This is a genomic window from Pseudomonas sp. S11P7 (genome assembly GCF_023195435.1).
GTDB classification, from domain to species: Bacteria; Pseudomonadota; Gammaproteobacteria; order Pseudomonadales; family Pseudomonadaceae; genus Aquipseudomonas; species Aquipseudomonas fluorescens_G.
In genome coordinates this window covers 4,573,983-4,588,412 of sequence record NZ_JALPKS020000002.1, presented here as the reverse complement: position 1 = coordinate 4,588,412, position 14,430 = coordinate 4,573,983, and the positions used below count along the sequence as shown (strand labels likewise).

11 protein-coding genes are annotated in these 14,430 nt (G+C 60.4%); 6 read left to right on the top strand and 5 right to left on the bottom strand.

Going from position 1 to position 14,430, the window contains the following annotated elements; translation table 11 throughout:
* Window positions 1–72: 72 nt before the first annotated feature.
* Window positions 73–1,410 (top strand): histidinol dehydrogenase, encoded by a 1,338-nt coding sequence (gene hisD / locus M0746_RS21210; RefSeq protein WP_206415486.1) that lies wholly within the window; start codon window positions 73–75, stop codon window positions 1,408–1,410.
* A 2-nt stretch (window positions 1,411–1,412) separates the two neighbouring features.
* On the top strand, window positions 1,413–2,465 hold the full coding sequence (gene hisC, locus M0746_RS21205) for a histidinol-phosphate transaminase (protein ID WP_258450489.1): 1,053 nt from the start codon (window positions 1,413–1,415) through the stop codon (window positions 2,463–2,465).
* A gap of 191 nt (window positions 2,466–2,656) precedes the next feature.
* On the opposite strand, the gene M0746_RS21200 is transcribed toward hisC, so the two are convergent.
* The 3 genes from M0746_RS21200 to algW all read right to left on the bottom strand — a co-directional run bounded on the left by M0746_RS21200 (window position 2,657) and on the right by algW (window position 6,740).
* Window positions 2,657–3,376: a DUF4198 domain-containing protein gene (locus M0746_RS21200; RefSeq protein WP_258450488.1), complete on the bottom strand. Its 720-nt coding sequence runs from the start codon at window positions 3,374–3,376 to the stop codon at window positions 2,657–2,659.
* A gap of 12 nt (window positions 3,377–3,388) precedes the next feature.
* Window positions 3,389–5,494 (bottom strand): TonB-dependent siderophore receptor, encoded by a 2,106-nt coding sequence (locus M0746_RS21195; RefSeq protein ID WP_258450487.1) that lies wholly within the window; start codon window positions 5,492–5,494, stop codon window positions 3,389–3,391.
* An 88-nt stretch (window positions 5,495–5,582) separates the two neighbouring features.
* Window positions 5,583–6,740 carry a Do family serine endopeptidase AlgW gene (algW, locus tag M0746_RS21190; RefSeq protein ID WP_258450486.1) on the bottom strand — a complete coding sequence of 386 codons (1,158 nt, stop codon included), beginning with the start codon at window positions 6,738–6,740 and terminating at the stop codon, window positions 5,583–5,585.
* A gap of 103 nt (window positions 6,741–6,843) precedes the next feature.
* On the opposite strand from algW, the gene M0746_RS21185 reads away from it, so the two are divergent.
* The 4 genes from M0746_RS21185 to cysN all read left to right on the top strand — a co-directional run bounded on the left by M0746_RS21185 (window position 6,844) and on the right by cysN (window position 11,167).
* Window positions 6,844–7,602 (top strand): Nif3-like dinuclear metal center hexameric protein, encoded by a 759-nt coding sequence (locus tag M0746_RS21185; RefSeq protein ID WP_258450485.1) that lies wholly within the window; start codon window positions 6,844–6,846, stop codon window positions 7,600–7,602.
* Between the two features lie 249 nt (window positions 7,603–7,851).
* Complete coding sequence (cysD, locus tag M0746_RS21180; RefSeq protein ID WP_007912374.1) at window positions 7,852–8,769, top strand: sulfate adenylyltransferase subunit CysD; 918 nt, start codon at window positions 7,852–7,854, stop codon at window positions 8,767–8,769.
* A 104-nt stretch (window positions 8,770–8,873) separates the two neighbouring features.
* Window positions 8,874–9,215 (top strand): four helix bundle protein, encoded by a 342-nt coding sequence (locus M0746_RS21175; protein WP_039759341.1) that lies wholly within the window; start codon window positions 8,874–8,876, stop codon window positions 9,213–9,215.
* A gap of 53 nt (window positions 9,216–9,268) precedes the next feature.
* Window positions 9,269–11,167, top strand: coding sequence for a sulfate adenylyltransferase subunit CysN (gene cysN / locus M0746_RS21170; RefSeq protein WP_258450484.1), 1,899 nt, complete (start codon window positions 9,269–9,271; stop codon window positions 11,165–11,167).
* A 219-nt stretch (window positions 11,168–11,386) separates the two neighbouring features.
* On the opposite strand, the gene M0746_RS21165 is transcribed toward cysN, so the two are convergent.
* Both M0746_RS21165 and pta read right to left on the bottom strand, forming a co-directional pair.
* Complete coding sequence (locus tag M0746_RS21165) at window positions 11,387–12,289, bottom strand: acyltransferase (protein ID WP_208938718.1); 903 nt, start codon at window positions 12,287–12,289, stop codon at window positions 11,387–11,389.
* The gene (gene pta, locus M0746_RS21160; RefSeq protein WP_093104641.1) at window positions 12,290–14,389 is read right to left on the bottom strand and encodes a phosphate acetyltransferase; all 2,100 of its coding nucleotides are present in this window, start codon (window positions 14,387–14,389) and stop codon (window positions 12,290–12,292) included.
* Between the last annotated feature and the right edge of the window lie 41 nt (window positions 14,390–14,430).

Sequence of the window (14,430 nt, the reverse complement as noted above, 5' to 3'; positions counted from 1 at the left end):
TCAGGTGCCCAAGCGGATCGAATGTTAGTTTCGGGCGCCTGAGTTTTTGCCAATTCCTATGAGGCTCTCGCTATGACCGCACCGACTGCAATTCGCCGACTCAACGCTGCTGACCCGGATTTCGCGCATCATCTGGATCATCTGCTGAGCTGGGAAAGTGTGTCTGACGACTCGGTCAATCAGCGGGTGCTGGACATCATCAAGGCTGTGCGCGAGCGCGGTGACGCGGCGCTGGTCGAGTTCACCCAGAAATTCGATGGCCTTGAAGTCGCCTCGATGGCAGACCTGATCCTGCCGCGTGAGCGCCTGGAACTGGCCCTGACCCGCATCACTGTGGCCCAGCGTGAAGCGCTGGAAAAGGCTGCCGCCCGGGTGCGCAGCTACCACGAAAAACAGAAGCAGGATTCCTGGAGCTACACCGAAGCCGACGGCACCGTGCTCGGCCAGAAGGTTACGCCACTGGATCGCGCCGGCCTTTATGTACCGGGCGGCAAAGCCTCGTACCCATCGTCGGTGCTGATGAACGCAATTCCGGCGAAAGTGGCTGGCGTTACCGAAGTGGTGATGGTCGTGCCGACGCCGCGCGGTGAGATCAATGAGCTGGTGCTGGCCGCCGCGTGCATCGCCGGGGTTGACCGCGTGTTCACCATCGGCGGCGCGCAAGCCGTTGCGGCATTGGCGTATGGCACCGAAAGCGTGCCTAAAGTCGACAAGGTGGTGGGCCCGGGCAACATATATGTCGCCACCGCCAAACGCCATGTGTTCGGTCAGGTCGGCATCGACATGATCGCCGGCCCTTCGGAAATCCTCGTGGTCTGCGACGGTCAGACCGATCCGGACTGGATTGCCATGGACCTTTTCTCCCAAGCTGAGCACGACGAAGACGCGCAAGCGATCCTGGTCAGCCCGGACGCCGAATTCCTTGACAAGGTCGCCGCCAGCATCGACAAACTGTTGCCGACCATGGACCGCGCGACCATCATCGAGACCTCGATCAACGGCCGCGGCGCGCTGATTCAGGTTAACGACATGGCCCAGGCCATCGAGGTCGCCAACCGCATCGCCCCGGAACACCTGGAATTGTCAGTCGCTGATCCGCAAGCCTGGCTGCCGCAGATCCGTCACGCCGGGGCGATCTTCATGGGCCGTCACACCTCCGAAGCGCTGGGTGACTACTGCGCCGGTCCGAACCACGTGCTGCCGACCTCCGGCACCGCGCGATTCTCGTCGCCGCTGGGCGTGTATGACTTCCAGAAGCGTTCGTCGATCATCTTCTGCTCCGAGGCCGGTGCTTCCGAGCTGGGTAAAACCGCTTCGGTACTGGCCCGTGGCGAATCGCTCAGCGCGCACGCGCGCAGCGCCGAATACCGCATCAAAGATCAGGACTTTCTGAAAGGGCAGGGGGAATGAGCATGAGTAAATTCTGGAGCCCGTTCGTCAAGGATCTGGTGCCGTATGTGCCGGGCGAACAGCCGAAGCTGACCCGACTGGTCAAGCTCAACACCAACGAAAACCCCTATGGCCCGTCGCCAAAAGCCCTGGCGGCGATGCAGACCGAACTCAACGATAACCTGCGCCTGTACCCGGACCCGAACAGCGATCTGCTGAAAAATGCCGTGGCCGATTACTACGGCGTACAAAGCAATCAGGTGTTCCTCGGCAACGGTTCGGATGAGGTGCTGGCGCACATTTTCCACGGTCTGTTTCAGCACGATCAGCCGCTGCTGTTCCCGGACATCAGCTACAGCTTCTATCCAGTCTATTGCGGTCTGTACGGCATCCAGTTCGACGCAGTGCCGCTGGACGCGCAGTTCCAGATCGACCCGGCCGACTACGCCAGACCCAACGGCGGGATCATTTTCCCCAACCCGAACGCCCCGACCGGCTGCCTGCTGGCGCTGGAGGCGGTCGAGCAAATCCTCCAGGCCAGCCCGGATTCGGTGGTGGTGGTCGATGAGGCGTATATCGACTTCGGCGGCGAGACGGCGATCAGTCTGGTGGCTCGCTATCCGAATTTGTTGGTCACGCAGACGCTGTCCAAATCGCGTTCGCTGGCCGGTCTGCGGGTGGGGCTGGCGGTCGGGCATCCCGATCTGATCGAGGCGCTGGAGCGGATCAAGAACAGCTTCAACTCCTATCCGCTGGATCGCCTGGCAAATGTCGGCGCGGCGGCGGCGTTTGAAGATCGCGAGTATTTCGACAAGACCTGCCGTTTGGTCATCGAGCACCGCGAATGGGTGGTTGCGCAGTTGCAGGCCAAGGGCTTTGAAGTACTGCCCTCGGCGGCAAACTTCATCTTCGCCCGGCACCCGCAGCACGACGCGGCGGGGCTGGCGGCCAGGTTGCGTGAGCAGGGCGTGATCGTGCGGCACTTCAAGCAGGAGCGGATTGCGCAGTTTTTGCGGATTTCGATTGGCACGCCGGAGCAGAATCAGGCGTTGATCGACGGTCTCGGCGACCTCTAAAAGCAAGAGTCCCTCACCTAGCCCTCTCCCAGAGGGAGAGGGGACTGATTGGGGGATGCTGTTGAATTGCACCGTGCCTGATCTGGCTTTACCGAATCCATAATCGACTCGGATTCTCAGGTCGACGTATCCCGCCAGACACCTCGGTCGGCTCCCTCTCCCTCCGGGAGAGGGCTGGGGTGAGGGTGCTTTTATTCGTGATGCGGCTCGCCAAGGAATGTCAGCGATGTGAACAACCCGCGACTGTCCACATCCGCACTGTCCTTCACCGGCACTTCAACCTGCGCCGCAATCACATTCAACCCTTCATTCCTTACCAGCACCTGCGCACGGCCGTCCTTGTCGGTCTCCGTGCTCGGCGTGTTCGGCGCGCTGCGATAGTCGCCTATCAACTTGACCCCGGCCGCCGGTTTGCCATCGAGCAATACCCGCACCGGCAATGAGTTGCCCGGCCCGACGGTCAGCGGATCCACTTCCGGCAGGATCAACAGTTTGATCTGGTCAAGCTTCGGCAACTTCGCGCCGGGCTGATAAATCGCCAGGCTGTATTTGAATGTCTCGGTCGCCTCGATTGCGCCCGGTACTTTGCTGCGTCCTTGGTTGACCCACTTCTTGTCGGCCGTTTGCGACCACATGCCGTTGTTCAGGGCGACGGCCATTACCGCCGGTGACTTCAACGGTTTCAGGCGCGCGTGATCTGCCAGGCGCTCGACGCTGACCGGGATCATTTTGCCGCCCGCATCATAGGCCCACGCGCCGCTGATCTTTTGCGCTTTGAACGCGTTGTCTTCGGCGCCATGTCCGTAGACCACTTCAATGTTGCCGCGCCGCTGTTCGGTCCACAAACCGTGGGCCGAAACCTGACTGGCGAACAGGGCGGCGATCAGTACGAGGGTTTTGCCGTATTGCATGGTGACGTCCTTTTACAGGTTGAGTGTCAGGCTGACAGTGAAGTTGCGCGGCTCGCCGGGGTTGACCCAGTAGTTGCTGTACGAGCGCTCGTAATATTTCTCGTCGAAGAGGTTGTTCAGGTTCAGGCCGACCGTGACGTTGTCGCTGGCCTTGTAATGGGCGAGCAGGTCGACGGTGTGATAGGCCGGCAACTCGAAATCGCTGCCGGATTCGCCCGAGCGGTCGCCGACATAGGTGAACGCTGCGCCAAGGTCCGAGCCGCGCAGGTGGCCATCCTGAAATTCATACACGCCGAGCAGGCTGCCACTGCGTTTGGCCACGCCGAGAATGCGGCTGCCGGTGGGAATCGTCGCGTCGCCCTTGGTCACTTCGGCATCGATGTAGGCGAACGCGCCGATGACCCGCATCGCATCGGTCACTTGCCCGCTCACTTGCCAGTCGAAGCCCTGGCTGCGCGCCTTGCCCATGGCGCGACTGGTGTCGGTGCCCGGGTCGAGGGCGAGGACGTTTTCCTTGTCGATGTGGAAGAAGGCGAGGGTGCTGCTCACGCGCTCGTCGAACAATTCGTTCTTGATGCCGATCTCGTAGCCGACGCCTTCTTCCGGGTCGAATGATTTGCCGGCCGCATCGAGGCCATTGTTGGGTTTGAACGAGGTCGAGGCGTTAGCGAACAGGCCGGTGCTCGGTGTCAGTTGATAAAGCAGGCCCGCGCGTTGGGTGAGGGCATCGTGACGCTGGTTGCTGGTCGCGTTGCGGCTGTGATCGTCGATGTGCTGATCGAAATGTTCGAAACGCGCGCCGATCATCCCGCGCAGCTTGTCCGTGAAGATGATCTGATCCTGCACATTCAGCGCATGGGTTTCGACATGTTCGAAGAAGTCAGTGCCCGAGCGGGCGCCGTCGGGTTTTGCCTGGCCGTAGATCGGGTCGTAGATGTCGATGGCGTAGGGGCCGCCCGCGAGGGTGGTGACGCGTTCGTTCTTGCGGAAGTTTTCGTACTCGGTGCCGAGCAGCAACTCGTGTTGCCACGGGCCGAGGTCGAACAGGCCGCGCAATTCCAGTTGCGTGATGCTGTCGTGCCAACTCGTGTCGCGCTCGCGATAGCGGCGGTTGACGGTGAGGCCGTCGGCGTTCAGCGCCCGTTGTTCCGAGGCGTCGCCCCAGAGTTCGCCTTCCTTGTAATGGCTGGCCAGGCGCAGCTTCCAGTTGTCATTGAGGTGATGTTCGAGGGTCGCCTGCAGCAGATTGTTGTGGTTGTCGATGTTGCCGTCGTTGGGCTCGCCGAGGAAGGTCGAGCGTGATACGCCGCTCCATTTATTGTTCGGCGCAACGATGCCGCGATCGAAGGTCGAGCTGTGCCGGACGATCTCGCTTTCCACCAGCAGCGAAGTGTCCGGGCTCAATTGCCAACTGATCGACGGCGCGACAAACACACGCTGGCTGTCGACGTGATCGCGGAAGCTATGGTTGTCTTCGACCGCCAGGTTGATGCGTGACAGCACATCGCCCTGCTCATCGAGTGGGGTGTTGACGTCCAGCGCGGTGCGATAGCGATCCCAACTGCCAGCGCTGGTCTGCAGGGTCGTAAACGCTTCGGGCTGCGGCTTTTTCGTCACGATGTTCACCGTGCCGCCCGGATCGCCTCGGCCATACAGGCTGGCGGCCGGGCCTTTGAGCACTTCGATACGCTCGATGTTGGCGGCGTCCGGCGTGCTCGGGTAGCCGCGATTGGCGCTGAAGCCGTCCTTGTAGAACTCCGAGGTGGTGAATCCGCGCACGCTGTATTCGTAAAGCGTCAGGCCACCGAAGTTGTTCTGCTTCGACACGCCGCCGGCGAAATCCAGCGCCCGCTCGACGCTGCTGCTGCCCAGATCCTTGAGCACACTGGCCGGTACAACGCTGATGGCTTGTGGAATATCGCGGATCGCGGTGTCGGTTTTGGTTGCGCTGGAGGAGCGGGTGGCGCGGTAGCCTTTGACCGGACCGGTAGGCGATTCGTAATCGGATACGACGCTGATCGCTTCGAGCTCAACCGGCTGCGGCTCATCGGCAAAAGCGGGGTCGCAGAGCAATCCAAGGGTCAGGCCGAGCAGCGAGGCCTTTTTGCGAGACGGCATGTTATGTTGTTCCAATTGTCAGAATTGAAACAATATAACATGCCTGTTGAGAATGTCTGTTATTCGCGCCATTGGCGCGAATAAACTTTTATTCTTCTTTTTCTTTCACCGGTGCCGGAGGCGGACGCAGACCGATTTCAGCGGTCAGCTTCAGCTCTTTGCCGTTGCGCATCACCTGAATCGTGACCTTGTCAGTCGGCTTGATCCGCGCCACCTGATTCATCGAACGGCGGCCATCGCCTGCCGGCTCGCCATCGATACTCAGAATCACATCGCCCAGTTGCAGGCCTGCTTTCTGCGCCGGGCCGTCACGGAAAATCCCCGCAACCACAATGCCCGGGCGCCCGGACAAACCAAACGATTCGGCCAGTTCCTGAGTCAACGGCTGCACTTCAATGCCCAGCCAGCCCCGAATGACCTGGCCGTGCTCGATGATCGACTTCATCACTTCCATCGCCAGCTTCACCGGAATCGCAAAGCCGATGCCCTGCGAGCCGCCGGATTTGGAAAAGATCGCCGTGTTGATGCCGGTGAGGTTGCCGTTGGCATCCACCAGTGCGCCGCCCGAGTTGCCCGGGTTGATCGCCGCGTCGGTCTGGATGAAGTCTTCGTAGTTGTTCAGGCCCAACTGGTTGCGCCCGGTGGCACTGATGATGCCCATGGTCACGGTCTGGCCGACACCGAACGGGTTACCGATAGCCAGCGCGACGTCACCGATGCGAATGTTGTCGGAGCGGCCGACGGTGATCGCCGGGAGGTTTTTCAGATCGATCTTCAATACCGCAAGATCGGTTTCCGGATCGCTGCCGATCACGCGAGCGAGGGTTTCACGACCGTCCTTGAGCGCCACGACAATCTGGTCGGCGCCGCTGGTCACATGGTTGTTGGTCAGGATGTAGCCTTCCGGGCTCATGATCACCCCGGAACCGAGGCTCGATTCCATGCGCTTCTGTTTCGGCGAATTGTCACCGAAGAAGCGTCGGAACTGCGGATCCTCGAACAGCGGATGCGCCGGTTTGTTGATGACCTTGGTGGTGTAGAGATTGACCACCGACGGTGCGGCGATGGACACCGCGTCGGCGTAGGACACCGGCCCCTGTTGCACGCTGGTGGTCTGCGGTGCCTGTTGCAGGTTGACGTCGAGGCTCGGCAGCCCGACCCACTCGGGGTAACGCTGAATAATCAGCAGAGCGATAAGCACACCGGCCAGCAGCGGCCAGCCAAAAAAACGCAGCGCCTTGAACATTAAGCACGTCCTGGAAAAGTTGCAGGCGGGGTCAGACCGCCCATAATGTCGCGCATTATACGAGGCCGCGCGTGCCTCTGAACGGGATATTTAGGAGTCTTTCATGGCCGTTGCCCTCAGCACCCTCGTCGAAGAAGCCGACCGTTACCTGGCCAGTGCAAAAATCGCCGATTATTGCCCTAATGGTTTGCAGGTCGAAGGCCGCCCGCAGGTGATGCGCATCGTCAGCGGCGTCACCGCCAGCCAGGCCTTGCTCGATGCCGCCGTCGAGGCCGAGGCCGATCTGATCCTGGTGCATCACGGGTATTTCTGGAAAGGCGAAAACCCCTGCATCACCGGCATGAAGCAGCGCCGCTTGAAAACCCTGCTCAAGCACGATATCAGTCTGCTCGCCTATCACTTGCCGCTGGATCTGCACCCGGACGTTGGCAATAACGTGCAATTGGCGCGTCAGCTCGACATCACCGTCGAGGGGCCGCTGGACCCGAGCAATCCGAAAATCGTCGGTCTGGTCGGTTCGCTGAACGAGCCGATGACGGCGCGCGATTTCGCCCGCAAGGTGCAGGAAATCATGGGGCGTGAGCCGCTGTTGATTGAAGGCAGCCCGATGATTCGGCGGGTCGGCTGGTGCACCGGTGGCGGCCAGGGTTACATCGATCAGGGCGTTGCGGCGGGTGTCGATCTGTTCATCAGCGGCGAAGCCTCCGAGCAGACTTTTCACAGCGCGCGGGAAAACGATATCAGCTTCATCGCCGCCGGCCACCATGCCACCGAACGCTACGGCGTGCAGGCGCTGGGCGATTATCTGGCGAAACGTTTCGCCCTGGAACACATCTTCATCGATTGCCCCAACCCGATCTGACACACCGCGTTTCCCCTGTAGGAGTGAGCCTGCTCGCGATAGCGTTGTCATATCCAACATAGCGGTGACTGACTCACCGCTATCGCGAGCAGGCTCACTCCTACAGGGGCCGCAATGGCCGAACTGGTGGGCATATTCATATGCCCTTTCGTTCTAGCAGGCGTCCTGATTAGAAGAGGTCGCTGTGCTAGGATTCCCCGCTCGAACACGGCCCGCTGGCCGTTCATAAGAAAGCTTTCGTGAGTAGCCATGGTCGACAAACTGACGCATCTGAAACAGCTGGAGGCGGAAAGCATCCACATCATCCGCGAGGTGGCCGCCGAGTTCGACAACCCGGTGATGCTGTACTCCATCGGTAAAGACTCCGCCGTGATGCTGCACCTGGCACGCAAGGCGTTCTTCCCGGGCAAACTGCCGTTTCCGGTGATGCACGTCGACACCCGCTGGAAATTCCAGGAAATGTACAAGTTCCGCGACAAGATGGTCGAGGAACTGGGCCTGGACCTCATCACCCATATCAACCCCGATGGCGTGGCGCAGAACATCAACCCGTTCACCCACGGCAGCGCCAAGCACACCGACATCATGAAAACCGAAGGCCTGAAACAGGCCCTCGACAAGCATGGTTTCGACGCAGCGTTCGGCGGCGCCCGTCGCGATGAAGAGAAGTCCCGCGCCAAAGAGCGCGTCTACTCGTTCCGCGACAGCAAGCACCGCTGGGACCCGAAAAACCAGCGTCCGGAACTGTGGAACGTCTACAACGGCAAGGTCAACAAGGGCGAATCCATCCGTGTATTCCCGTTGTCGAACTGGACCGAGCTGGACATCTGGCAGTACATCTACCTCGAAGGCATCCCGATTGTGCCGCTGTACTTCGCCGCCGAGCGTGAAGTGATCGAGAAGAACGGCACGCTGATCATGATCGACGACGAGCGCATCCTCGAGCACCTGTCCGATGAGGACAAGGCGCGCATCGTCAAAAAGAAAGTGCGGTTCCGCACCCTTGGCTGCTACCCGTTGACGGGCGCCGTGGAGTCCGAGGCCGAAAGCCTCACGGACATCATTCAGGAAATGCTCCTGACGCGAACTTCCGAGCGCCAGGGCCGGGTCATCGACCACGATGGCGCAGGCTCGATGGAAGACAAAAAACGTCAAGGTTACTTTTAAGCTTCGAGTTACAAGCGGCAAGCTGCAAGTTAAAGGCGGTATGCGTAGCTTTGCAGTCTGGCGCTTGCAGCCGGTTGCTGCGAGCCGGAATCGGATGACTCGTAATGGATTTCGAGAGACTGGTTGTATGGCAGCGAAGCAAATGTCTGGCGGTGAGGATTTTCAAAGAGTTTGCGCGGTGCGGGGATTTTGGATTCAAGGATCAGATCACCCGTTCTGCACTTTCAGTGCCTTCCAATATTGCTGAAGGCATGGAGCGTCGGAGTTGCAAAGAAAAGGTTCATTTTCTTTGGATTGCGAAAGCTTCTTGTGGAGAGCTGCGCACCCAGATCCTGATAGGCCGAGATATCGCTTACATCGCAGAACCACTGGCTGAAAATTGGATTATGGAGACCCGAGAGCTTTCTAGGATGCTGGTTGGGTTGATCAACAAAATTTCTGACTAGCTGTACGCCGACAAGCTTGCCGCTTGAAGCTTACAGCTTGGAGCTTGAATGCAATGAGCCATGCTTCTGATTTGATCAGCGAGGACATCCTCGCCTACCTGGGCCAGCACGAACGTAAAGAACTGCTGCGCTTTTTGACCTGCGGTAACGTCGATGACGGCAAGAGCACCCTGATCGGGCGCCTGCTGCACGACTCGAAGATGATCTACGAAGATCACCTCGAAGCGATTACCCGCGACTCGAAGAAAGTCGGTACCACCGGTGACGACATCGACCTGGCGTTGCTGGTCGACGGTCTGCAGGCCGAGCGTGAGCAGGGCATCACCATTGATGTCGCGTATCGCTATTTCTCGACCGCCAAGCGCAAATTCATCATCGCCGATACCCCCGGCCATGAGCAGTACACCCGCAACATGGCCACCGGTGCCTCCACCTGTGACCTGGCGATCATTCTGGTCGACGCCCGTTACGGCGTGCAGACACAGACCCGTCGCCACAGCTTCATCGCCTCCCTGCTGGGCATCAAACACATCGTCGTCGCCATCAACAAGATGGACTTGAAGGACTTTGACGAAGGTGTGTTCGAGTCGATCAAGGCTGACTACCTGAAGTTCGCCGAAGGCTTGAAAATGAAGCCGACCAGCATGCACTTCGTGCCAATGTCCGCCCTCAAGGGCGACAACGTGGTGAACAAGTCCGAGCGCTCGCCGTGGTATACCGGTCAGTCGCTGATGGAAATTCTCGAGACCGTGGAAGTGGCGGGCGATCGCAATTTCAGCGATCTGCGTTTCCCGGTGCAGTACGTCAACCGTCCGAACCTGAACTTCCGTGGTTTCGCCGGTACGCTGGCCAGCGGCATCGTGCACAAGGGCGACGAAGTCGTCGTGTTGCCGTCGGGCAAGAGCAGCCGGGTCAAATCCATCGTCACCTTCGAAGGTGAGCTGGAACACGCAGGTCCCGGTCAGGCGGTGACGCTGACCATGGAAGACGAAATCGACATTTCCCGTGGCGACCTGCTGGTGCATGCCGACAACGTGCCGCCGGTCACCGACAGTTTCGAAGCGATGCTGGTATGGATGGCCGAAGAGCCGATGCTGCCGGGCAAGAAGTACGACATCAAACGCGCCACCAGTTACGTGCCGGGCTCGATTGCCAGCATCGTCAACAAGGTCGACGTGAACACCCTGGAAGAAGGCCCGGCGAGCGCGTTGCAGCTGAACGAAATCGGCAAGGTCAAGATCGCGCTCGACGCGCCGATCGCCCTCGACGGTTACGACAGCAACCGCACCACCGGCGCGTTTATCGTCATTGATCGGTTGACCAACGGCACCGTCGGCGCCGGCATGATCGTCGCGCAACCCGTGACGCATGGCACCGCCACGCACCACGGCAAACTGGCCCACGTGGCGACTGAAGAACGTGCCCAGCGCTTTGGCCAGCAACCTGCCACGGTGCTGTTCAGCGGCCTGTCGGGCGCGGGCAAGAGTACCCTGGCGTATGCGGTCGAGCGTAAGCTGTTCGACATGGGCCGTGCGGTGTTCGTGCTGGATGGGCAGAACCTGCGCCAGGACCTGAATAAAGGCCTGCCGCAGGATCGCGCCGGGCGTACGGAGAACTGGCGACGTGCCGCGCATGTGGCGCGTCAGTTCAACGAAGCGGGCCTGTTGACCCTGGCTGCGTTCGTTGCGCCAAGCGCCGAAGGTCGCGAGCAGGCCAGGGAACTGATCGGCAAGGAGCGTTTGTTGACGGTCTACGTGCAGGCCTCGCCAACCGTGTGCGCCGAGCGTGACCCGCAAGGTCTGTACGCTGCTGGCGGCGACAACATCCCGGGCGAATCCTTCCCGTACGATGTGCCGCTGAATGCCGATCTGGTGATCGACACGCAGTCGCTGAGTCTGGAAGAAAGCGTCAAGCAAGTGCTGGAGCTGCTGCGTAAACGCGGCGCCATCTAAGCAAAAGACAGCGGCAAGCTCTTAGCTTCAAGCTGCAAGAAAAAGCCCGCCGGTGAGCAGTCATCGGCGGGTTTTTTTGTTCTTGGTGATCGTTAACGCTTCGGTGATCGTTCCCACGCTCCGCGTGGGAATGCCTCATTGGACGCTCCGCGTCCGCTTCGGCAGGGACGCGGAGCGTCCCGGGCTGCATTCCCACGCAGAGCGTGGGAACGATCATCTCTAACGCTTTGGATACTCGCGGTGCAGTTGTTCCAGCAACGCATCCTTGTCCAGCCACAGCTGGTTGATCCAGCCCTGAAACTGCAAACGGTACTCGCCGTCCTGGTCGTAGTTCTTGCCAATGAAGGACGGCGGAATCTTCAGTTCTTCAAAGTGCACCACCACATCGCGCACGTTGCCGCTGAGCAGGTCCCAGAACCCCGGGCGCCCAGCCGGGTAGTGGATGGTCACGTTGACGATCGACTCCAGTTGCTCGCCCATCGCATCCAGCACGAAGGCAATCCCGCCGGCCTTGGGCTTGAGCAGGTATTTGAACGGTGACTGTTGCTGCGCATGCTTGCCTTCGGTAAAGCGCGTGCCCTCGACAAAGTTGAAAATCCCCACCGGGTTATTCCGAAACTTCGCACAGGTCTTGCGCGTGGTTTCCAGGTCTTTGCCTTTCTTCTCCGGGTGCTTGGCCAGGTAGGCTTTGGAGTAGCGTTTCATGAACGGAAAGCCCAGCGCCCACCAGGCCAGACCGATCACCGGCACCCAGATCAACTCCTGCTTGAGGAAGAATTTCAGCGGCTGAATTCGGCGGTTGAGCACGTATTGCAGGACCAGAATATCGACCCAGCTCTGATGGTTGCTGGTGATCAGGTACGAGTGCTGATAATCCAGACCTTGCAGGCCGCTGATGTGCCAGCGGGTGCGGCGGACCAGGTTCATCCAGCCTTTGTTGTTGCTGATCCATGCTTCGTGGGTGTGGCTCATCAACCACCCGGCGATGCGTTGCGTCAAGGCGAACGGCAACGCCTTGACCAGTGCCACGCAGAACAGGAACGAGCACAGCAGAATCGTATTGAGTGCCAACAGCAGCGAGGCGATCACGCCGCGCACGGGTGCAGGGAGAAAATCCAGCATTTACACATCCATAGGTCGGTTGGCGGCTTGAATCGCGGTGAGCGCGATGGTGTAGACGATGTCATCGACTTGCGCGCCGCGCGGCAGATCGTTCACCGGTTTGCGCAGGCCTTGCAGCATTGGCCCGAGGCTGACGCAATCGGCGCTGCGCTGCACCGCTTTGTGCGTGGTGTTGCCGGTGTTCAGATCCGGGAACACGAACACTGTGGCGCGCCCGGCGACCTGACTGTTCGGCGCCAGTTGCCGGGCCACTTCGGCGTTGGCGGCAGCGTCGTATTGCAGCGGGCCGTCGATCAGCAGTGAGTGCTGTTGCTCGTGAGCGAGCAGGGTGGCTTCGCGGACTTTCTCAACTTCTTCGCCGCTGGCCGATTCGCCGCTTGAATAGCTGATCATCGCCACACGCGGCGTAATGCCGAACGCCGCAGCGGAGTCAGCGCTTTGCAGGGCGATTTCAGCCAGCTCGCTGGCGCTTGGGTGCGGGTTCATCACGCAGTCGCCATACACCAGCACTTCTTCGGGAAACAGCATGAAAAACACCGACGACACCAACGTGCAGCCCGGCGCGGTCTTGATCAGTTGCAGCGCCGGGCGGATGGTGTTGGCGGTGGTGTTGATCACACCGGACACCAGACCATCGACTTCATCCAGCGCAAGCATCATGGTGCCGATCACCACGGTGTCTTCCAGTTGCTGCTCGGCCATGGGCGCGTTGAGGCTTTTGGTCTTGCGCAGGGCGACCATCGGCTCGACGTAGCGCTCGCGAATCAGGTCCGGATCCAGAATCTCCAGTCCGGCAGGCAAGACGATGCCTTGCGCGCGCGCTACCGCTTCGACGTCCTCGGGTTTGGCCAGCAACACGCAACGGGCAATCCCGCGTTCCTGGCAGATCGCCGCCGCTTGCACCGTGAACGGCTCGCTGCCTTCGGGCAGCACGATGCGCTTGTTGGCTGCCTGGGCGCGTTGAATCAGTTGGTAGCGGAACACCGCTGGCGACAGACGCATCTCACGCGGCGTGCCGCAGCGCTGATGTAACCAGTTGGCGTCGAGATGGCTGGCGACGAAATCGGTGATGATCTCGGCGCGCTCGCGGTCATCGATCGGGATTTCCTTGTTCAGGCCATTGAGCAGGTTGGCGGTGTCGTAGGAGCCGGTGCTCACCGACAACACCGGCAGGCCGGCCTGCAACGCGCCCCGGCACAAATCCATGATCCGCGGATCGGGCAGGGTGTCGCTGGTCAACAGCAGGCCGGCCAGCGGTACGCCATTGATTGCCGCGAGGCTGACGGCAAGGATGATGTCGTCGCGATCGCCCGGCGTCACCACCAGCACGCCCGGCTTGAGCAGCTCGACGGTGTTGCGCATGGTCCGTGCGCAAATGATGATGTTGCTCATGCGCCGGGTTTCGTAGTCGCCGGCATTGAGCACCTGCGCACCCATCAGGTCGGCGACGTCGCGGGTACGCGGCGCGTTGAGTTCCGGTTGAAACGGGATGCAGCCGAGCAAGCGGAAATCGCCGCTGCGCAGCAACGGCGAGTGTTCTTTCAGACGTGCGGCGAAAGCCTCCATGCTCTCGTCTGTCTTGACCTTGTTGAGAATCACGCCGAGCACTTTCGGGTCTTTCGGGCCGCCGAACAATTGCGCCTGCAACTCGACGCGGCCGGACAGTTCGGCGAGTACTTCGTTTTCCGGCGCCGAGACCAGAATCACCTCGGCATCGAGGCTCTTGGCCAGATGCAGATTGACCCGTGCGGCATAACTGGCGCTGCGGGTCGGCACCATCCCCTCAACAACCAGCACATCTTTGCCGACCGCCGCCTGTTGATACAGGGTGATGATTTCTTCAAGCAGTTCGTCGAGCTGACCGTCGCCGAGCATCCGCTCAACGTGCGCCAGGCCCAGGGGTTGCGGTGGCTTCAGGCCATGGGTGCGCGCCACCAGCTCGGTGGAGCGCTCCGGGCCGGTGTCGCCGGGGTGCGGCTGGGCGATTGGCTTGAAAAAGCCGACTTTAAGCCCCGCGCGCTCAAGCGTACGCACCAGCCCGAGGCTGATGGAGGTCAGGCCCACGCCAAAATCGGTGGGGGCGATAAAAAAAGTTTGCATGGGAATTCTCTATGCAAGGGTGTCGGCCTATGGCTGGCCGA